Raw genomic sequence first — 20,666 nt, 5'->3', positions numbered from 1 at the left:
CACTCTTTTTTATAGAATTATTTTCTTTTGAGGATCTCCCGTGCCCCAGGACCTTCGTGGCTGGGGTAGCCGGGAGTATGATTTCTGCACCGGGGATCGGCATCTACCTTCAAACTGCGGTAATCATCTTTGGAACGTGTGATGTAATCGTCCAGCAAAGCACGATGCTCGGCGAGTATTTTGGAGTATTTAGGGTCTTTGGCAAGATTTTTTCTTTCACCCGGATCTTTTTTCATATCGTACAGTTCTTCTCCGTTGCCTTCCAGATAATGGGTGTATTTATATCTCGGTCCGCGCACCATGCGTCCGGGAGTGGTAACGTACTCATATTCGCTGTGCCATTCGGAGACAACGTAAGGGTGGCTTTTCTTTTGTTTCTCTCCCCTTAGAGTCGGTGCAAGGCTGATGCCGGCTTTTTCTGCCGGAACGGCGATGCCTGCCAGGTCGCAAAGGGTGGGCAGGAGGTCTAAGGTCGGCTGTGTCAGCAGGTGGTCTACGGGTTTCTTCTGCTGCTTGATGCCGGGACCGGCAAAGATAAACGGAACGTTGGTCATTTCATCATAGAAGCTGATATGCTTGGTCACCATGCGGTGGGATGCCATGCCGTCGCCGTGGTCCGCCATAATTACGACAATCGTGTTTCTTCCGGCAGGGGTGGAGTAGAGGGCTTTCAGTACGCTGTCTACTTGCTTGGACACCATCTTGGTGTAATGCTGGAAGGCGGCGATGTAGTGACGATAGTTTTCTTCGTTCCAATGGGCAGCCTGTGTCATGCGGCGGTGACTGCAACAGATATATTGTACGGGAGTCGGAATATTGCTCCAGTCTTCCACGTCAAAGTTGTCCGGCAATTCGGGCAGTGGTCCGCTGATCGGCCGGTCGGTGTGTACTCCTGCGTTTTCGCCGATGAATCCGCAGATATTATGCGGGTTCTGAAAATCTGCAATGCAAATAAAAGGTTCTTTCGGAGGATTGCTGAGGTAGGCAACGGCATCCTCGCAGGTTCCTACATCCAGGAAACTGTCATTGTTGACCGGAAATTCGGGATCGGTGAATGGCTTGGCTACCGGTTCTTTATGTTTGAAGCCTCTCAGTGAGCCCATGTCGTGAGTCTTGCCGAAGTGTACGGCCTCATAACCGCTTTCGGAGAAGAGACTACCCAGTGTCGGCACGTTTTCCGGCAGGCGGGTGTTGACGGGTTCGCTGGAGTTTGAACGTACATTGGTCTGGTGAGGCATCATGCCGCTCCATAATGCTGCGCGTGAAGGTTGGCTGAGGGGGCAGCCTACATAAGCGTTAGAGAAGATAACTCCTCTTGATGCTACTTCGTCAATGGGAAGTGTGCAGCCTTGTGTCTGTCCGTAAGCGCCTACGACACGTTGTGTGAGATGGTCGCACTGGATAATCAGGAAGTTCGGCTTTTCTTGTGCCTGGGCTGCTGCGCCACAAAGGGCTAATCCCATGAATGGATAAATTGTTTTCATTCTTGGCTAGAATTAAGTAATTGATTGGGTAGCAAAAGTAGGAAAAAACAAAAAGCAAAAAAGGGCGGGGGAGTGGTTTTGGACGTAAATGAAAGTAATTTGTACAAAAATGAAATATGCGATGAACGATTCATGAGGAACAGCGAAGACCGCGATGAATAATAAATGAAAAGAATTAATGGAAATCATAAAAAGAACGGTGAATAAACTGCGATTATTCATCGTCCAGTATATTCACCGTTCCTTATTTATGATCGTTTATTCTTGATCAGCTATTCATGCTCATCAGGAATTCGTCGTTGTCTCTTGTTTTTTCCAGACGGTCTTTTACGAAATCCATTGCTTCGATAGGATTCATATCTGCAAGGTATTTGCGTAATATCCACATGCGGTCGAGTGTTGTCTTGTCAAGCAGCAGATCGTCGCGACGAGTACTGGATGCGGTGATGTTGACAGCAGGGAAGATACGCTTGTTGGACAGGTTGCGGTCAAGCTGCAACTCCATGTTACCTGTACCTTTGAATTCTTCGAAGATAACTTCGTCCATTTTGGAACCGGTGTCGATCAGTGCGGTAGCGATGATAGTCAGCGAACCGCCGTTTTCGATGTTACGGGCAGCACCGAAGAAGCGTTTGGGCTTGTGAAGTGCATTGGCGTCCACACCACCGGAAAGTACTTTACCGGATGCGGGAGATACAGTATTGTAAGCACGTGCCAGACGAGTGATAGAGTCAAGGAAGATCACTACGTCGTGTCCGCATTCTACCAGTCTTTTTGCTTTCTCGAGTACGATACCTGCGATTTTTACGTGGCGTTCTGCCGGTTCGTCAAAAGTAGAAGCGATTACTTCTGCGTTGACGCTGCGTGCCATGTCGGTTACTTCCTCCGGACGTTCGTCGATCAGCAGCATAATCATATATACTTCCGGATGATTGGCTGCGATGGCGTTGGCGATATCTTTCATCAAGATGGTCTTACCTGTCTTCGGCTGTGCTACGATCAGTGCACGCTGTCCCTTACCGATAGGAGCGAAAAGGTCTACAACCCGGGCAGACATGGAGTCTGAATAACCGCCTTTGCAGAGTCTGAATTTCTCGTCCGGGAAGAGCGGAGTCAAGTGTTCGAAAGGAACACGGTCGCGAACGAAAGCTGCGTCACGTCCGTTGATCTTTGACACCTTTACTAACGGGAAATATTTTTCTCCTTCCTTTGGCGGACGGATGATGCCTTCTACCACGTCACCGGTCTTAAGACCAAATAACTTAATTTGTGACTGTGATACATAAATATCGTCCGGAGAAGAAAGATAATTGTAATCGGAAGAACGGAGGAATCCGTATCCGTCCTGCATGATTTCCAGTACGCCTACTCCGCTGAGGATATCATCGAATTCATAAGGCTTTTCACGCTCGATCACTTTGCGTTCCGGCTGTTGTTGTACAGCCGGAAGGTTCTCGGCAACGTTGTTCTGCTGTTGTGCAGGACGTTGTTGCATCGGAGGACGCTGGTTGTTGTTATTATTACGCTGGAAATTATTATTGTTGTTAGCATTTACATTGTTATTGCCGGCGTTGTTATTGTTGTCGCGTGGGCGGACAATGCGCTGGCGTTGTTGCGGTTGTGAATGCTGTTGTTGCTGTGGTTGTGGAGCTTGCTCGGGGGCGGCTTGTGCTGTTTCTGCCTTGGTCGCTTCGAATTTGCCGAAGAGTTCGGTCGGAAGCTCTATTTTTTCAGAAGGCAGGTCTTCGATTGGGATAAAGTCATCATCGTCTTCGCTGGATAAGATGGTACTTTCTTCGTCGATCACCGGTGCCGATTTCTTTTGCGGTTTGGCTATTACCGGTTTTTCTGCAACGGCAGGTTTGTTTTCTTTTACTTTCTTTTCTGTCTCCTGTGTCGGAGTTGCTTTTTCAGCCGCCGGTGCAACTACCGTTTTTTCCGCAACAGCTTTTTCTTCTGTTGGTTTCACTATCGGTTTTGCGTTTTCCACCTCCTTGTTTTCTGCTTTTTCAGCGATATTGGCGTCTTTGCGGGGACGGCCTACTTTGCGCTTAGGAGCAGCTTTCTCTGCCTTCGGTTCAGCAACGGGAGCTTCTTTGGCTTTGTTGGCAGCCTCTTCTTTAGGCTGTTGCTGAGGTTTGGCTGCAGGAGCATTTTCTTTATTTTTAGTAACTTCCGCATTTTTGGCTGCAGGTGCTACTTTCTCTTCTTTTTTAGGTGCGGCTGTGCGCGAACGCTTGTTTTTATCTCCTTTGCGTTCTTCTTTTAATTTCTCTGCGGCAACTTTCTTAGTGGCTCCGGCTATGGCTTGCTCATCAAGAATCTTGTATACAAGTTCTTCTTTCTTAAATGAGTCTGCTTTTTTGATGCCTAGCTCTTTGGCAATAACTTGAAGTTCCGACAGATTTTTGTCGTTCAATTGGATAATGTTATACATATAGTATGGTAAGTTATTAAAATTTCTGTCTTGATGAAATATGGACAGCATTACTACAGCGTAATAACCGCAGATATGCGAGCATATGTTTTGTTTTTAATTATGAATTAGGGATGTATGTGTTGAATCGTAGAATGTTTCAACGGGGCAAAGATAATAAATATTTTTGGTTTCATGAACAATCAAACACTTTTTTCAGCGTAAAAACGTATCTTTGCTGTATAAAAGAAAATAGTATGACAGTAAATGAAGCTCGTTTAATTTATTTTTCGCCTACACACACATCAAAACAAGTAGCCGAAGCAATTGTTCACGGAACCGGTATAAAAAATGTCATTTCGATAAATCTCACATTGCAGACTGTCGAGGAAACCGTTATTCCTACGTCTGCATTAGCTGTTATCGTAGTGCCTGTATATGGAGGCCATGTGGCTCCTTTGGCTATGGAACGTCTGGAAAGTATTCGTGGTCTGGATACTCCTGCCGTATTGGTCGTGGTTTACGGAAACCGTGCCTACGAGAAGGCGTTGATGGAACTGGACGCTTTTGCCATCCCTCACGGATTGAAGGTGATTGCCGGAGCAACCTTCATAGGTGAACATTCATATAGCACTGACAAATGTCCCATTGCGGACGGTCGCCCGAATGAATCGGATTTGGATTATGCAGAAGATTTCGGAAAAAAAATAATGGAGAAAATTCAGGCAGCTGCCGGATCCGATACCCTTTATCAGGTGGATGTGCGTGCCATCAAACGTCCCAGTCAGCCGTTCTTCCCCTTGTTCCGCTTTTTGAGGAAGGTGGTCAAACTGCGTAAAAGCGGAACTCCGCTTCCCCGTACCCCTTGGATAGAAGATGAGAGCTTGTGTACTCATTGTGGCATCTGTGCGGCTCGTTGTCCGGCAGGAGCGATTACCAAAGGGGACGAACTGAACACGAATGCTGAAAAATGCATCAAATGCTGCGCCTGTGTGAAAGCATGTGCAAACAAGGCAAGGAAATATGATACTCCTTTCGCTTCTTTGCTGTCCGAGTGTTTCAAGAAACAGAAATTGCCTCAGACTATCTTGTAGATAATCACTCGTTTAGTCGTTTCGTCTATCCGGAAGCGGTTATCTGTCCGTTCGCCTATCAGCCATGCAATGCGTTCACCGCAGCAGAGAACCCATTGGCGTTCTTTTTGGCTGATGGAGAATTTGCGGTCGGTCAGATAATCGCTTATTTTTTTCTTGCCCGTCATGCCAAAGGGGATGAATGTATCTCCCGCTTGCCATTTGCGGCAGTGAATTTCCTCATTTAATTTGTCTGCATCGAAACAGGCGGTTTCTTTTTCCCGTGGAATCCGGAAATCGGGTGTGAATTCTCTTTCCTCTTTTATTAATTGATAGGGAAGGGTAGATTCGTCTTCCGGCCGGATGGTTTCCAGTAGCAGCAAATTCCGGTCTTTAATGACTCTCCATTCTTTGCTGACGAATTGTTTCCCCGGCTGCCCGTGAAGCGAATTGGCTATATCTTTGATTTGTGCCGAATTGAATCCCAGTGGATGCAATGTTTCAAACAAGAAAGCTTCGGGAGCGGGTTCGTCCAGTAGAGCATCGATTCGGATACCTTCCGGAGTGATAATCCGTGTTTTGGCTTCGTCTATTACCTTATTATATATAGTAGCTACATCATTCAGGTGATTGCTTGTTTCTATCAGACTGTTTTTGACCGACGGATTTATTTCCTGCATTAGTGGAAGCAGGTTGAGGCGGATTTTATTACGGGTATATTCGTCTTCCAGATTGGTGCTGTCTGTTACGAAGTCTTGTCCGATCTGTTGCAGGTAGCGGATGATTTCTTCCCGGTTGATGCAGAGCAGCGGACGTACGATTGCTCCGTTTCGGGGGCGGATTCCTAATAAACCGGTAATGCCTGTACCCCGAATGAGGTTGAACAGCATCGTTTCTACACTGTCGTCCTGGTGGTGAGCTACGGCGATTACATGGGCTCCGCACTCTTCTTTTATCTTTTCGAACCAGTTGTAACGGAGTTCTCTGGCTGCCATTTCTATCGAGATCCGTTTTTCTGTTGCGTACTGAGTCGTGTTGAAGTCGGTGATATGCAGGCGGATGCCGTATTTTTGGCAAAGTTGCCGGACAAACCGTTCGTCACGGTTTGATTCTTCACCACGTAAATGGAAATTGCAGTGGGCAGCTTCACATTGATAACCTGCTGTGTGGAGTACACGCAGCAAGGCAACTGAGTCGGCTCCACCACTCAGGGCAACCAAAAGTTTATCATCCGGCAAGAATAAATGCTCTTTCTCTATATATCGTATAACCCGTTGTTGTATCATATCTGCAAAGATAATAGTTTATTGAGGTATCTCAAGTGAATGCTAATTGTTTTTATCGGACTGGCTAAGGAAAAAACTCCCATAAATTAATTTTTTCTTTAGCGATTTCTAATTCGTTCTACTATAGTTCCTCTTGCGTGCCACTATAGTAGGGCGTAAGGGGAACTATAGTACTTCTTGCGTACCACTATAGTGGTACGAACTAATTGTTGCATGTAAACTCAATAGATGTAGGCAGGGAATTAGTTACCTGTTGTGACTTGAACTTTTGATGGGTTTATTTAGATACCGTCAGCATACGAAAATCCTGCTATTTAAAAACATTCTAAATAATTTGCGTGCTCGGAAGTTATGAATTATCTTTGCCGAAAATTTAGATAGTTATGCGTTTATCCGAATTAGGAACAGGTGAAAAAGGTGTCATCGTTAAGGTCTTGGGACACGGAGGCTTTCGTAAACGTATTGTGGAGATGGGTTTTATCAAAGGTAAAACTGTTGAAGTATTGTTGAATGCTCCACTGAAAGACCCGATTAAATATAAAGTCTTAGGTTATGAAATATCTCTTCGTCGTCAGGAAGCGGAAATGATTGAGGTAGTCAGCGAGGAAGAAGCAAAAAAACAAGCCGAAAAAGCTGTATATCACGAAGGTCTGCCCGAAGATGTTTCTGTAAAAGAAGAAGATATGAAACGGTTGGCGTTAGGTAAGCGCCGTACTATCAACGTTGCTCTGGTCGGGAATCCGAACTCAGGCAAAACTTCTCTTTTCAATCTGGCTTCCGGCGCTCATGAGCATGTAGGAAACTATAGCGGTGTGACGGTAGATGCCAAAGAAGGATATTTCGATTTCGAAGGTTATCATTTCCGTATTGTCGATTTGCCGGGAACGTATTCACTGTCAGCTTATACACCGGAAGAAATTTATGTCCGCCGTCACATTGTTGATGAAACGCCGGACGTAATCATCAATGTAGTCGATTCTTCAAATCTGGAGCGAAATCTGTATCTGACTACCCAACTGATTGATATGAATGTCCGTATGGTGGTAGCTTTGAATATTTACGATGAACTTGAATCCAGCGGTAATACATTGGATTATCATTTGTTGAGTAAATTGTTCGGAGTGCCGATGGTGCCTACTGTCAGCAAGAAGAATCGTGGACTGGATACCTTGTTTCATGTAGTAATCAACCTTTATGAAGGGGTTGATTTTTTTGACAAGCAGGGAAATATGAATCCGGAAGTTCTGAAAGACCTGACCGAATGGCATGATTCTCTGGAAGACCGGAAGAATCATGAGGAAGAACATCTGGAGGATTACGTGCGCGAACATAAAAGGAAAGGGCGTGTATTCCGTCATATCCATATCAATCATGGTCCCGATCTGGAAAAAGCGATTGACGCTGTAAAAGAGGAAGTATCCAAGAATGAATTTATCCGCCATAAATATTCTACCCGCTTTCTGTCTATCAAGTTGCTGGAAAACGATCCCGATATAGAGAGCTTTGTACGGACGCTGCCCAATGCGGGAGAGATTTTCCGTATTCGCGACAAGATGGCCAAGCGCGTTCAGGAAACGATGAACGAGGATTGCGAATCCGCCATAACGGATGCCAAATACGGTTTTATCAGTGGTGCGCTGAAAGAGACATTTACTGACAATCATCTGGAGCAGGCGCAGACGACGAAGGTGCTGGATGCTATCGTTACTCATCGTATCTGGGGGTATCCTATCTTTTTCCTTTTCATGTACCTGATGTTTGAGGGAACATTTGTTCTCGGAGAATATCCGATGATGGGAATTGAATGGCTGGTGGGGCAAATCGGTGACTTGATTCGCAATAACATGTCGGAGGGGCCGTTGAAGGATATGCTGGTTGACGGTATCGTAGGCGGTGTAGGTGGTGTTATCGTCTTTCTGCCCAATATTCTGATTCTGTATTTCTGTATTTCGCTGATGGAAGACTCCGGTTATATGGCCCGTGCAGCGTTTATAATGGATAAAATTATGCATAAGATGGGCTTGCATGGAAAATCGTTTATTCCGTTGATTATGGGATTCGGTTGTAATGTGCCTGCTATCATGGCTTCCCGTACTATTGAGAACCGGAAAAGCCGTTTGATTACGATGTTGATTAACCCGTTGATGTCTTGTAGCGCGCGTCTGCCCATTTATCTTTTGTTGGTAGGAGCTTTCTTCCCGAACAATGCGAGTTTGGTGTTGTTAAGTATTTATGCGATCGGAATTTTTCTGGCTGTGCTGTTGGCGCGTCTGTTCAGCAAGTTTTTGGTAAAGGGTGATGATACTCCTTTTGTGATGGAGCTTCCTCCTTATCGAATGCCGACGGCAAAATCCATATTCCGTCATACATGGGAGAAGGGAGCGCAGTATCTGAAAAAAATGGGAGGGATTATTATGATTGCTTCTATTATCATCTGGTTCCTCGGATATTATCCGAACCATGAGGCGTATGAGACAGTAGCTGAACAACAGGAAAATTCTTATATCGGTCAGTTAGGACGGGCTATAGAGCCGGTGATAAAGCCGATGGGCTTTGACTGGAAGTTGGGTATCGGTTTGATTTCCGGAGTAGGGGCAAAAGAGCTGGTCGTTAGTACGCTGGGTGTTTTGTATGTGGATGATCCGGAGGCCGATGAGGCTAGCCTGGCGGAACGGATTCCGATAACTCCTTTAGTGGCGTTCTGTTATATGCTGTTTGTGCTGATTTACTTCCCTTGTATTGCGGCATTGGCGGCTATTAAGCAAGAGTCCGGCAGTTGGAAGTGGGCGCTCTTTGCAGCTTGCTATACCACAGGGCTGGCCTGGCTGGTGGCATTTTCAGTTTATCAGATTGGAGGAATGTTTGTATGAATAATTGGCAGGAATGGGTAGTCGGAGTACTGATTGTACTCTGCATTGCCCGTGTAATATATGGAATTTATCTTTTTTTTCGTCGTACGCGAGAAAGTGAGAATCCTTGTGATAGCTGCGTAAGTGGCTGTGATTTAAAGGATATGATGGAGAAGAAACGTCAAGAGTGCGGTGTAAAGAAAAAAAGTACAAAGAAAAATTGCTGCGGATAGTTGGTAGTTTCAAAATTTGTACTACCTTTGCAACCGCAAACGAGAAAAAATGGTTCCTTGGATGAGTGGCTTAGTCAGCGGTCTGCAAAACCGTGTACGGCGGTTCGAATCCGCCAGGAACCTCATAAAACCCTTTCAGATGATCTCTGAGAGGGTTTTTCTTTTCTCTTAATCCAAAATGTTCCCACTTTGTTCCCAGCTTTTGGTTAATATCATGATATAAGGATGGTGTTTTGAGAGGAAGGCTGTTTTTTATTCTTCTATTTCTTTTATTCTTTCGATTTGTTTATTCAAGAAGTAATCAGTGTAAAGAGAATATTCTCCAGTTTCGCAAAAAGATATTAATCCTTTCTTGTAGTTCAAGACATTAAAATAGCAAGATTCTTAACTTCGCTATGATAAAGCTCAGAAAGCTTTGATAAAGGGCTTTCGATGATGAATGCAGCTTTATTTATTTGTTCTTCATTAAATATCTGTTTCATGTATTCCAATTGTCTCACTATTGTTTTTATCCTTGACCGACCCTTGACATCATTAGGGGAATTTGTCGGAAATGGCGGTATTTCATCTAAATTGAAATCCTAAAAGGGACTTTGGAGATATTTACTGGTTTATTTTTTTTTCTTCTCTCCAATAATCGTAATACTGCATGGGATTCCACCTTTCAGCATTTCTGCGTGGATAATGACCGGATTGGCATACATACCGTTCTGACATTCTATGCTAATTTTACCATTTTTGTCAGTTTGTATAGTAGGATTCCAATAAAGTGTACGGCGACGATGGTTGACATTTGCAGTCGGTATTTTGTCTTTGTAGACAGGAGAATAGAAAGCTAATGGGCGAGAATATCCTTGGATTATTGTACGACGTGTTCCATGGGCAGCCTTCATTGACTTTTGCGTTAATCTGCTATAATTGGAGTCAAAATGCGGAGTTATGTAGAATAAAGCATATTGTCCGAATCTTGAAAAATCGATATTGACGTTTACATTATTGTTGATTCCTGATGATTTCTTTCTAAAAAGGGGGTCTGATTTGGCCTTTTCAGTATCGTCTAACGATATTTTTTTCTTTGCAGCATCTCCATAAAGATAGAAACTGTCATCAAAGGTACGTGGGGGATTCATTGCTGTCATCATGTCTTTTACATTTTGTCCTTTTGTCATATTTGAACCGTGTATTGAATTAAGCACTTCATTAGTATACGAATTGCTTCCTTCGCATATCATAATCTGTTTTATACCATCTATCTCATTCCACAATGTCCAAGCAGTTAAAGTATCAAGTACTTGTTTGCCAACAATGAGACAGATTGTTTTCTCTTTATATCGTGAGCTTCCGTCTTGCACATCGTATGAAAAGTTAGGATTCACTTTACTAAGCAAGTCGGGTATAGTATTAATTACTATTCCCTGATCGCGTAATTCATCAACCAATCGCGTTACATCATAGTATGCGTCTACGCTTTTCTCGAATACTTGAGTAGTGATGTTCTTATTTTTTCTTTTTTTTGCTATTTCCACTTCGCTCAATAAATAGGTGTTGTTAGTTTTGCTAATAGAATCTACATATAGCGAGTCTATACGGTTGGAAAGGGTGATCCATGAGTTTTTGTCCATCCACTGTGGATGTTCTTCTTCATAGCTGAAGGCACGTGGGGTAGGGGCGAAGTTACGGTCGAGCATAACAGAAGCATCTTTCTTATGTTTAGATCCCCTACGGCGTATCTGGAATACCGCTTCTACTTCTCCTTCAAAACTAGTAACCGGAAGTTGAAATTTGCCGTTTTCATCTGTAAACGTATTTCCTGCTACAAATGTATTGTCCACTTTAGCCATGACGCTTACCTCCATATCTTTCATTTCTTTTTTTAATAGAGAAGAACGAATCTGTCCTTGTAGTAACAACTCTTTTTCAGCTGACTGTTGAAGTAGCTTTTCATTTTTACCGGAAATAAGTTGTGATAAGTCATATTGACGCCAACCGTGAACCATGAGCAAAACATCAAGTTCTTGCAATTTGCGAAGTGTAATATCTGCAAAATAATACCCCGGTTTATCAATATATCCTTTTAAACCGGATGTTAATAACATATCTGTAAATATATTATTATCATATTCTGCATAATCCGAACGTATAGCATCTCTTACTGATATGGATAAAGAACCTTGTAAAGGATTTCCTTTTTGATCTGTTACTTGTATTTCGCAGCGAATTGGTTCGAAAGGCCGGTAAATGTCTTTAATTCCATTTAATTGTATTGAATTCAATTTATTGGGTTGCACAAATGTAAATCGTTCGCACAGCATATTCCCGGTTTTGTCTAGTAGACTGACTTGGTATATGCCTCCGGGAAGATCGCGCGTTTTAAGTAAGAAAGTTTGATTTCCACCTGATCTCATTCGTAGTATCCAATACGAATAGGGGCGACCTTCATGACTTATGAATGCTACAATGTCTGCATCCGGGGTATTCTCATTGCTCAATACGTTACCTACAATAGCTCCGCTTGAATTATTCACGTTCAATACATATCCGGCGGAAAGGGCGTCCGGTAGATTGAATTTATATTCTTTTTCTTTATAAGTTACTTTAGCTACTGCTGGTTTTTCTTCGGGTGTATAAGTGAATATTCCCATTCCGTCATGTAGGGTTTTTATTTCTGTCAGCTTTTCCCCGTCTTTCGTATAAATGGCACCTTCAAGGATAACATTACCATCTTCTCTACTTTCAGCTTTAAATGCCACACGAGAAGAGATGCCTTTCACGAGTGTTCCTCCTTCGGGAAAGAATTGGATAGCAAGTTTATCTGTCACATTTTTCGGTCGCTGTTTCATGGAAGGATTCAGATTATAGGTCGAAATCCTCCGTTCTGGTCTTTCTTCTTGTGCAGACTGATAGATCGGGAATGTACGTGAGAAGTAAGAAGGTTCGCTGAATGCGAGCATCCAACGGGTGTAAGCTCTGATTTCATAATAGCCGGACATGGTACTTTCATTCAGGATTATCTGTCCATGTCCTTCACCGCTATTCAATTCAATGATTTGGCGTTGGGTAATATGCCCTGTCTGGTCGAGCATTTCTACATAAAGGGGTTTGCTGATGGTGCTTGGCATATTGTTCTCAGCATATACCGTGTAGGCTTTAAACCATATAGTATCTCCTACATAATAACTACTATTATCAAAATGCAAGTATACCTTCTCACGTGGGTATGTGTCAGCAAAAGCAACGGCATTATCGAAGAACTGTTTGAAGATGATGTCGCTGCTAGCGTTTTGTGAACGGAGAAACAAAATGCTATGTAGACTGCAAAATAGAATTAAAAGTATTCGTTTCATTATTGTGACATGTAAGGTTGTTAATCATAGCTAAACTCATTGCAACTAAACATGATATAAATTTCTTTGCTTGTATATTTTTGATAGATACCGTGTCGCACTGCAGTTTTAAATTCTTCCGAAACATTGCCTGCGTATTCAGCTGTTATGAGATATTCTCCAGTCTTCCTAAATTTTGGAACAGTAACTTCATATCTTCCGCCTACTAATTGGGGAAAAACTAAATATCCATCAACAAGCACTCTTACAGAAAAAGATGAGCCACACTTAGGATCATTAATTATGAATTTTAGTGATTCCATATTGTTGAAATCCTGTGAATTATAACCATAAGGGTTATTATAAGTTGGCTGATTGTAATCTTTATAATGCCATCCAGTTGCAAGGTTTTTATTGTACCATTTTTCTTTATCATTAATACTTTTATCTGCTTTCCCTGGGAAATCTTTATGCAACAATCTATATCTAAACTGAACTCTAGTAGGCAAATGTGTAGCATTTAAATCCATAGGATCTTGAAATCCATTGACTTTCACTATTCCATAATTATAATTCCCCGGGCCCCCTTCACCTAAATAACGCCAAGGAAATGCAGTAGTACCACTTATTAGCCTATGTTGTACTTGCATATATTGATAATCCATCCAATTAGCTTCTGTAATAGGAGGATAACAAGTCCAAATAATGGTCATATAATATATGCAAGTATCAGGACCATGTCCAGAAGGAAAATCACGACAGGATACCTGATATTCATATAGAGCAGGTAGCGCACCTTCTCTATCTTTCCACCAATCCATCCCCTCTTCATATTCTTGTTTAGTGAAGAATGCATTAGTAGCAGACGTTGAGTTGGATATTGTGTTGTCTTTACCAAGCATAGTACTATCTGTTGCTACATCTGAACTTATTAAAGTATTGCTTTCGTTTAAGAGAGTTTGTTCTATTCCTTTTATTTCAGTGACAGCAATAGTTTGCAAATCATTATTACATGCAGCAAATAGTGCATAAAATAATAATGCAAGCAATGAGCCGGAAAAATAATTAATTGTTTTCATAACTACTGGATTTTAAATAATGTTACTATTTTTCGGACTTTAAGGCGTTGTGTAAAATATGTTTTTGTTATTTGCTTGGATCTCTTTAAAGTATTTAAAATTGTTGGTTTATTCTCTGACCTTTAATATAGATAAAAAAATGACGTAAAAAAAATAATCCTGTCTTATTTATATATGTTTAATATCTTCTTGAAGTTTTGTATCGATAACTCTCCTTCAATTGCTCTTATTGTATCCATATCTATTCCTCATGGCATTACTATAATGTTTAAAATTGACCATATATATCCTGCCAGCGTAAAACCGGTGTAACGGAAGAGTTTTCTCGCAGTGTGTACATAGCTTTAGTTCCAATCTGTCTACTATAACCCGGTTCCTGAGCTTCCGCTTCACCAGATCACAGGATATATACATTCTCTTGTAACATATCTTCGACAATAAGCTATAGATCGCTTCCTGTATTTAGCAAAATGAGTGCAATCCGGCCGGGATGATGTTTGATGTATGTCATGGCCTTTCAGTTGTCGTTTGATGAGATTTTCAAACGGGGACAAACGGACTGCAAGAATGATAGAAAGTATTTCTTTGATGAATGTTGGCATCATTCCCGTATATCCTGTCAAAGATTCGGATATACTGAATTACAGAAAAGGACTGATAGCGTTTTATGAAATGGAAGACTACAGCCTATATACTGATTATTTTCTGGATAGACAGATTGAACGAATTAAGGAAATAGAATAATTCTTTGCTTACTCGTTTCAGCTTTTCTAAAATTATCCCATAAATACTGTTTATGCTGTTGAGGTGTCAAAAGTTTGCTAGGGAAAAATAAGGATTTGCTAATATGGAGGCAATATTTAGAATTAAAATGCGTAAAGATTATGCAACCAAGGATAGGAAGCGACCAATCTCTTAATATTTTTTATCAAGCCCTGACATTGGAATATCGTAGTACTGAACCTTGTAGTTGTTATAATAAGGCGATTGATGAAATTTGCAGGAGGAGCTACATAGAAAAAGAGGAATTTTGTCGATAGTTGCTCTCATTACATTCATTAATGGTATTATTAAAGCCTGTTCTTTTACCTTTCTGAAATATATTTTGTATTTTTGTTATATATTATTGGAGATATGAAAATTAAAGATAAGATAACTCAGAGTCTTGCAAGTATAACTGTTGAATTACAGGAAATAAGTCCTGATTTTTATGTTATAGGTGCATCTGCTATGATTTTATCAGGTATAGAGGTCGGAGAAACTGCTGATATCGATATTTTGACTACCGAAATGAATTCATGCAAATTGCAACACTTGCTAAAAACATATATGGAAATATCTCCGGAAACAAAAGAGGATGATTTGTTTCGTTCTAATTTTGCCAGATTCAAACTTCCTTTAATGGATATTGAGGTCATGGGGGATCTTCAAATTAAGAAAAACGATATTTGGCAGTCTGTTTGTGTAAAAGAATATGAGGAAATATTCATTGGGAATTTAATTATCAAGATACCAACTATAGAAGAGCAAAAAAGAATCTTATCTCTTTTTGGCAGAGAGAAAGATTTAAAGAGGATTTTAATACTAAATCACTATCTCTTATGAAACTATAACTATTATATTCAGCCAAAATGGCAGAGTGCACCGTTAAGATCGGTTGATTGATGATATCTAATTTAAAACGAATGCGTATATGAATACAGATTTTGTAAACTTAACAAAGGAAAACCTCAGTGATGAGCATCTATGCTGCATTATTCGCAGTAAAAAGCCTCATGCAGGTATTGACGCGAAGCGGCAATGGCTTTCCGACAGACTAAATGAAGGTCATGTTTTTAGAAAGCTAAATGCAAAAGCTACGGTTTTTATTGAGTATGCACCTCTTGAGACAGCTTGGGTTCCCATCATTGGTGATAACTATTATTATCTGTATTGCTTATGGGTCTTAGGAAGTCCTAAGGGGAATGGGTATGGAAGAGCTTTGATGGAATATTGCCTGACAGACGCCAAAGAAAAAGGCAAATCCGGTGTTTGTATGCTTGGCTCAAAGAAGCGGAAGAACTGGCTTTCTGACCAATCGTTTGCGAAGAAATTCGGTTTTGAAGTTGTTGATGCGACTGATAATGGATATGAACTGCTTGCACTTTCTTTTGACGGGACAATGCCGAAATTTGCGCAAAACGCGAAAAAAATGAAAATTGAAAGCGAAGATCTGACTATTTATTATGATATGCAATGCCCTTATATTTATCAAAAGATTGAAATGGTAAAACAGTATTGTGATACAAATAACGTTCCTGTATCTTTAATTCAAGTGGATACACTCCAAAAAGCGAAAGACCTGCCTTGTGTTTTCAATAACTGGGGCGTTTTTTATAAAGGAAATTTTGAAACAGTGAACTTACTTTTAGATGTCGAACATTTAAAGAGAATACTTAAAAAATAAATAAGCAGATGCAGATAATGATGGATTAATGAGATAGGGTTATTCTCTGTTTTATTTATCCTGTCTCTTTATTTTTTTTTGTTTCTGAAACGATAAGCGGATCAATAACCAGGCGATTAAGAGACAGATCACGATGGCAGTGAAAACTCCTTTGCGATAAGAATCCTCCAGCTGAATGCTGCATTTTACACTGTCGATATTGGTATCGACCGGATGTACCCATACACTGGTCAGAGGTGTTTCGTATTCCTTTCCGTTTGCCTTGATGGATGCCAGAGGTAGTTTGGTGTTTCCTGGCTTCTTGAAACGTATGCGGTAGCTGAATCCCTGCTCGTAGATATTTGTCAATATGCCGTTTTTTACTGTATGACCGGCTTTGTGTGGTGTTGCTCCTTCAACTGTTTCTATAAGCGTTCCGAAGTCGGGTGGAGATACAGAATCGAAATCGGCTGTGCTGATGTATTTTAATTCAAGCTCTTGTCCTGCTTTGGCTCCATTGCGGGGAGTGTCCAGTTCCATATAGAAACGTTTTGTTTCTTGGGCAAAACTTTTTAGTCCTATAGGCAAACTGATAGTGATAAACAATATAATTCTTATTAGTTGTTGGATAATGTATGCATGCATATTCCTTATGTGAGATATAATTATAAATGATGAAAAAAATATTGTTTACTTTCGGTTTGCCTATTTCTGCTTATCTATTTTTAGCCGATATAAAATTCAGTCGGGATTAGTTTGAAATCAACAAATTGATTTTCTACCGGGGCGGACTTTAATAGAAAAGGGACGATGCCATCGGATGGTAAAGCCTTGCGTGGCAGTGCTGTCTGTTTGTCGAATTTATAGGTGGCACACCATGCGTTGGCGTCACCACATACACTTTTGCCGATACGAAAACAGAATTCGCTGGTATCATCGCGTAATGTCTGTATTAGTTTGCGGCAATCACCGGGGATTTGGTCGGCATCTTGCAATACATTTATTTCTTCTGCTATTTGTTTTAGCCATTCGGTGTCGTGAATGTGTTTTTGATCAAGTGCAAAAACAAATACGGCAGGATAATAATCGTTATTACCGGGCATCCATAGGGCGGTATTAGCTTGCACTACCGCGGCATAAACAATAGGAGCCTCGGTATATTTTCTTTTCCAACGATCTTTGAATAGCCAGGGGGCGCTGCCTGCCATAGCTTTGAAAAAAGAAGTGCTCATGTCACGTGGTGTCTGCAGGTAAGGGGCGAGTTTGTTCAGGTTAGTTGGATTCTTGAAGTTTTCCCGCTCTTCTTTTTCGCGGAGGCGCTCTTTTTCTTCTTCCTCTGCAGATTTTGCGCGTTTGGCGCGTAGTTCTGTTACATCATAACCTTGTGATTCCATTTGTGCGATGTCTTCTTCACTCATGTTCTTTTCCCAATCTTTGCCGGGATTTACAAATAATGCCATAATCTTTGTTTTTTAATTGGTTATTTATTGCTTCTTGAAAATAGTGTTTGTTTTATAAGATATAAATTTATATATAAAATTTAATATTAAAATATTGATGCATAGTATATTAATGATATATATAATAATATTAGCTATATATTTGGATTCAAAAATACATTCTTTTATTTAAAAACAAATAATAAATGGAAGGTTTTTTATCTGCAAATCTATTATTCTTCTTGTTTGATATCTTCTTGGATTTATATTTATATCTTTGCAGTCATAAATATCGGATTTTAGTCGAATATATTCATGAATCGTATCAAAGGCATACTATATGCGTCGGTTTCCTCTTCCACTTTTGGGCTGGCTCCGTTTTTTTCATCACTTTATTGCTGATCGGTTTTTCAGCTTTCGAAATACTTTCTTATCGTTGGGGGATAGCTTCGGTAGTGTTAATCATATTCGGATTATTTTCCGGCTGTGACTTTCGGTTGAAAAGAAAGGATTTGGCAGTTGTGTTTGCTTTGAGCCTGTTGAGGGGGTAAGCATGGTTGTGTTTCGTGAACATCGAATGAAAAGGATATAAAAAATGCCGCATATAGCGGCATTTGAATTTTGAGGAGAGCCTCTTGTCGGATTCGAACCAACGACCCCGAGATTACAAATCACGTGCTCTGGCCAACTGAGCTAAAGAGGCGTTTTCTGTTTTGCGGATGCAAAGGTACGAATTTATTTTAAAAATGCAAATACATCGTGTACTTTTTTTATATTTGCAGTCTCACTAATGATTGCAAGAAGATGAAAAAGAAAATTATGAATGTATGTGGTGTGGCTTTATTAGCCGTTAGTTTACTGGCTTGTTCAGGCCAGAAGAAAGGAGCAGAAGCTACTGAAAGTGCTTCCGACGCAGTGAAAGTGACTGCTGAAGCGACGTCGGCACAGGCTGATAGTACAGGATATATTGTCAGAATAGGGGAGATGGCCCCTGATTTTACGATTACATTGACGGATGGCAAACAAGTGACTTTGTCATCTCTTCGTGGGAAGGTTGTCATGTTGCAGTTTACAGCAAGTTGGTGCGGAGTATGCCGTAAGGAAATGCCTTTTATAGAAAAAGACATTTGGCTGAAGCATAAGGATAATGCAGACTTTGCACTGATTGGAATAGACCGTGACGAACCGCTTGAAAAAGTGCTTGCCTTCGCAAAGTCTACCGGAGTGACTTACCCGCTGGGACTGGATCCGGGAGCTGATATTTTTGCAAAATATGCATTGCGTGATGCCGGAATCACACGGAATGTGCTGATAGACCGGGAAGGAAAGATTGTAAAACTGACTCGTCTGTATAATGAAGAAGAGTTCGCTTCACTGGTTCAGCAGATCAATGAAATGCTGAAATAAGTGCTTATTGCCGGTCTCTGAACCGGATGCGGGCACAATAAATATAGTGTCACTATCATACTGGGATGGTGACACTATATCGTTAGTATGGTTACACTATTCTGATGTGATAGTGTCACTATCCTGAATAGGGCTTTTTCTGATTAAAATAATACGCTGTCAGGCAAGGCTCAGCTTTGCCAGATAGTCATAATGTTTTCCTTCTTTGATTAATTCCGCTTTGAATCCACATTCGGAGGCGTATAGGCTAAGAGTCTGAAAATCGATATATAGCCAGTCGAATGTATCTCCTTTTACATCCTTGTATTGCATCTGGAAATCTACTTCTCCATAATAATCGCCTGCCAGATCGATAAGCATGCTACCGTCTTCTTCTTCGAAAAGATAGCGCAGATCACTTGAATCCATCAGAATACATCCGCCAGGGCGTAGGATACGTTTCATCCGTTGGAAGAAGGCAGGCATATTATTTAGTGTTCCTATGATGCCCGAACCATTCATCAGCATCAGAACCGTATCGAATGTTTCGGTGAATGTTTCGTCAAAGAGATTGATGAGGCGGGAATCTTTTACGCCGCGTTGTTTCATTACTTCGTTGGAAAGCGGAGAGATGTCAATGGCGCAAACTTCTTTTCCCATTTCTTGAAGTGCCAATGCGTGGCAGCCGCTTCCGGCTCCTACATCTAATATTCTTCCCGTAGCCATTTGCAGAGCAGTGCGTTCGAGAACTGGCATGGACTGTATACTTCGGAATAATTCCTTAACGGGGATTTCATCTTCTTCGAATTGAGAAGAGAATACTCGCAAGCGGTCAGCTCTGTGATGATTGAAATAATCGGAGATTGCAGCTCCCATCGGGTCCTTTTCTGCGGAAAGGGTTATTGTTGCCATTTTGGTGATTATGTATTGTTTTATCCGCCAAAGATAAACAATTCCGTAGAAAAGGCTTATCTTTGCATCAGAAATGTGAATGCTAACAATATAATATATATGAGTATAGAAGATGCAATCATGGGTGGAATCGTCTTTAAAGGTAAGAAAGATAAGCCCCAGGAGGAGGAGAAAGTGAAGACGAAAGCGAAGAAAGCGACTTATATTCGTGGACAACATGGTTCCGGAGCCGCGAAGATGAAAGCGGATATTCGGAAAAAGAGAGCTAACCGACATAAAAAATAAATGGGAACAATTGTTTGTATACTAGCACTTTTGCTGGCTGGCCATGGACTTGGTTTGATCATTAAGATGAGGATGTTTTGTCTTTTAATCAAGAGAGTCGAAACGAAATACATTAAGAAGATAGATGGAATAGTAGTGGATGTTGATACTTATGTGAAGGATGGAAAGCTTCTTATGCGCCCGTCTGTTGAATTTACATTAGAAGGAGAGGGTGAAAAATGCTGTCGGTCTATCAATCCCAATATTATTGTGGAGGATATCACACAATTTTCATATTACCCGAAAGATTTTCATATAGGTGATAAAGTTACGGTTTGGTATAATTTGGATAATGATGCAATGTTTGTCGAGCAAAAAATGCAATTGACAAGATTGTTTGTTCGTTTATTTATTCCCGGATGTTTTTTCATTATTTCAAGCATTTTGGGGATGTGTTATGTCATGAATAGCTAACAACCTTATAAAAAGAAGCGGGG

The 20,666-nt window shown here is 41.1% G+C and carries 17 protein-coding genes, 2 tRNA genes and 3 pseudogenes; 11 read left to right on the top strand and 11 right to left on the bottom strand.

Going from position 1 to position 20,666, the window contains the following annotated elements; genetic code table 11:
- Window positions 1-17: 17 nt before the first annotated feature.
- On the bottom strand, window positions 18-1,484 hold the full coding sequence (locus tag BT_RS08095; protein WP_032841463.1) for a sulfatase family protein: 1,467 nt from the start codon (window positions 1,482-1,484) through the stop codon (window positions 18-20).
- A 268-nt stretch (window positions 1,485-1,752) separates the two neighbouring features.
- Entirely contained in the window at window positions 1,753-3,921 is a 2,169-nt protein-coding gene (gene rho / locus BT_RS08090) for a transcription termination factor Rho (RefSeq protein WP_011107884.1), read from the bottom strand.
- A 236-nt stretch (window positions 3,922-4,157) separates the two neighbouring features.
- Between rho and BT_RS08085 the strand changes: the two genes are divergently transcribed.
- Window positions 4,158-4,994 carry a 4Fe-4S binding protein gene (locus BT_RS08085; protein WP_062694770.1) on the top strand — a complete coding sequence of 279 codons (837 nt, stop codon included), beginning with the start codon at window positions 4,158-4,160 and terminating at the stop codon, window positions 4,992-4,994.
- Here BT_RS08085 and tilS read toward each other — a convergent pair.
- Window positions 4,979-6,259 (bottom strand): tRNA lysidine(34) synthetase TilS, encoded by a 1,281-nt coding sequence (gene tilS, locus BT_RS08080; protein WP_011107882.1) that lies wholly within the window; start codon window positions 6,257-6,259, stop codon window positions 4,979-4,981. The genes BT_RS08085 and tilS overlap by 16 nt on opposite strands.
- A gap of 383 nt (window positions 6,260-6,642) precedes the next feature.
- Here tilS and feoB point away from each other — a divergent pair, with 383 nt between their 5' ends.
- From feoB to BT_RS08065, 3 genes are all read left to right on the top strand, one after another.
- The gene (gene feoB, locus BT_RS08075; protein WP_008767925.1) at window positions 6,643-9,129 is read left to right on the top strand and encodes a ferrous iron transport protein B; all 2,487 of its coding nucleotides are present in this window, start codon (window positions 6,643-6,645) and stop codon (window positions 9,127-9,129) included.
- Window positions 9,126-9,341 carry a hypothetical protein gene (locus tag BT_RS08070; RefSeq protein ID WP_008762135.1) on the top strand — a complete coding sequence of 72 codons (216 nt, stop codon included), beginning with the start codon at window positions 9,126-9,128 and terminating at the stop codon, window positions 9,339-9,341. Before feoB ends, BT_RS08070 begins: the two co-directional genes overlap by 4 nt.
- A gap of 51 nt (window positions 9,342-9,392) precedes the next feature.
- Window positions 9,393-9,464 (top strand) — tRNA-Cys (locus tag BT_RS08065).
- Between the two features lie 129 nt (window positions 9,465-9,593).
- Here the strand turns inward: BT_RS08065 and BT_RS24990 are convergent.
- The 4 genes and pseudogenes from BT_RS24990 to BT_RS08050 all read right to left on the bottom strand — a co-directional run.
- A pseudogene (locus tag BT_RS24990) lies at window positions 9,594-9,710 on the bottom strand (Fic family protein); the annotation flags it as partial.
- The gene (locus tag BT_RS24835; RefSeq protein WP_255420950.1) at window positions 9,701-9,823 is read right to left on the bottom strand and encodes a hypothetical protein; all 123 of its coding nucleotides are present in this window, start codon (window positions 9,821-9,823) and stop codon (window positions 9,701-9,703) included. The pseudogene BT_RS24990 and the gene BT_RS24835, both read right to left, overlap by 10 nt.
- A 129-nt stretch (window positions 9,824-9,952) precedes the next feature.
- Window positions 9,953-12,685: a hypothetical protein gene (locus tag BT_RS08055; RefSeq protein ID WP_011107881.1), complete on the bottom strand. Its 2,733-nt coding sequence runs from the start codon at window positions 12,683-12,685 to the stop codon at window positions 9,953-9,955.
- A 20-nt stretch (window positions 12,686-12,705) separates the two neighbouring features.
- Window positions 12,706-13,743, bottom strand: coding sequence for a hypothetical protein (locus tag BT_RS08050; RefSeq protein WP_011107880.1), 1,038 nt, complete (start codon window positions 13,741-13,743; stop codon window positions 12,706-12,708).
- 543 nt (window positions 13,744-14,286) lie between these two features.
- Here BT_RS08050 and BT_RS08045 point away from each other — a divergent pair.
- The 3 genes and pseudogenes from BT_RS08045 to BT_RS08035 form a co-directional block, all read left to right on the top strand.
- A pseudogene (locus BT_RS08045) lies at window positions 14,287-14,487 on the top strand (hypothetical protein); the annotation flags it as partial.
- Between the two features lie 390 nt (window positions 14,488-14,877).
- Complete coding sequence (locus tag BT_RS08040; RefSeq protein ID WP_008762139.1) at window positions 14,878-15,348, top strand: hypothetical protein; 471 nt, start codon at window positions 14,878-14,880, stop codon at window positions 15,346-15,348.
- A gap of 88 nt (window positions 15,349-15,436) precedes the next feature.
- On the top strand, window positions 15,437-16,189 hold the full coding sequence (locus BT_RS08035; RefSeq protein WP_011107878.1) for an N-acetyltransferase: 753 nt from the start codon (window positions 15,437-15,439) through the stop codon (window positions 16,187-16,189).
- 51 nt (window positions 16,190-16,240) lie between these two features.
- Here the strand turns inward: BT_RS08035 and BT_RS08030 are convergent, their stop codons facing one another.
- Window positions 16,241-16,708: a hypothetical protein gene (locus tag BT_RS08030; protein ID WP_224200424.1), complete on the bottom strand. Its 468-nt coding sequence runs from the start codon at window positions 16,706-16,708 to the stop codon at window positions 16,241-16,243.
- 185 nt (window positions 16,709-16,893) lie between these two features.
- Window positions 16,894-17,628 (bottom strand): hypothetical protein, encoded by a 735-nt coding sequence (locus tag BT_RS08025; protein WP_008762142.1) that lies wholly within the window; start codon window positions 17,626-17,628, stop codon window positions 16,894-16,896.
- 294 nt (window positions 17,629-17,922) lie between these two features.
- Here BT_RS08025 and BT_RS24555 point away from each other — a divergent pair.
- A pseudogene (locus tag BT_RS24555) lies at window positions 17,923-18,152 on the top strand (EamA/RhaT family transporter); the annotation flags it as partial.
- A gap of 84 nt (window positions 18,153-18,236) precedes the next feature.
- Here the strand turns inward: BT_RS24555 and BT_RS08015 are convergent.
- A tRNA-Thr gene (locus BT_RS08015) sits at window positions 18,237-18,310 on the bottom strand.
- A 101-nt stretch (window positions 18,311-18,411) separates the two neighbouring features.
- On the opposite strand from BT_RS08015, the gene BT_RS08010 reads away from it, so the two are divergent.
- The gene (locus tag BT_RS08010) at window positions 18,412-19,014 is read left to right on the top strand and encodes a TlpA family protein disulfide reductase (protein WP_011107875.1); all 603 of its coding nucleotides are present in this window, start codon (window positions 18,412-18,414) and stop codon (window positions 19,012-19,014) included.
- Between the two features lie 159 nt (window positions 19,015-19,173).
- On the opposite strand, the gene BT_RS08005 is transcribed toward BT_RS08010, so the two are convergent.
- On the bottom strand, window positions 19,174-19,905 hold the full coding sequence (locus tag BT_RS08005; RefSeq protein WP_008762145.1) for a class I SAM-dependent methyltransferase: 732 nt from the start codon (window positions 19,903-19,905) through the stop codon (window positions 19,174-19,176).
- A 99-nt stretch (window positions 19,906-20,004) separates the two neighbouring features.
- Here BT_RS08005 and BT_RS08000 point away from each other — a divergent pair, with 99 nt between their 5' ends.
- Window positions 20,005-20,190 carry a hypothetical protein gene (locus BT_RS08000; RefSeq protein WP_008762146.1) on the top strand — a complete coding sequence of 62 codons (186 nt, stop codon included), beginning with the start codon at window positions 20,005-20,007 and terminating at the stop codon, window positions 20,188-20,190.
- A complete protein-coding gene (locus tag BT_RS07995) occupies window positions 20,191-20,643 on the top strand; it encodes a hypothetical protein (RefSeq protein ID WP_008762147.1) in 453 nt (150 codons plus the stop codon).
- Window positions 20,644-20,666: the final 23 nt, after the last annotated feature.

It is taken from the genome of Bacteroides thetaiotaomicron VPI-5482 (assembly GCF_000011065.1).
Taxonomy (GTDB): Bacteria; Bacteroidota; Bacteroidia; order Bacteroidales; family Bacteroidaceae; genus Bacteroides; species Bacteroides thetaiotaomicron.
This window is presented reverse-complemented; position numbering and strand designations above follow the sequence as displayed.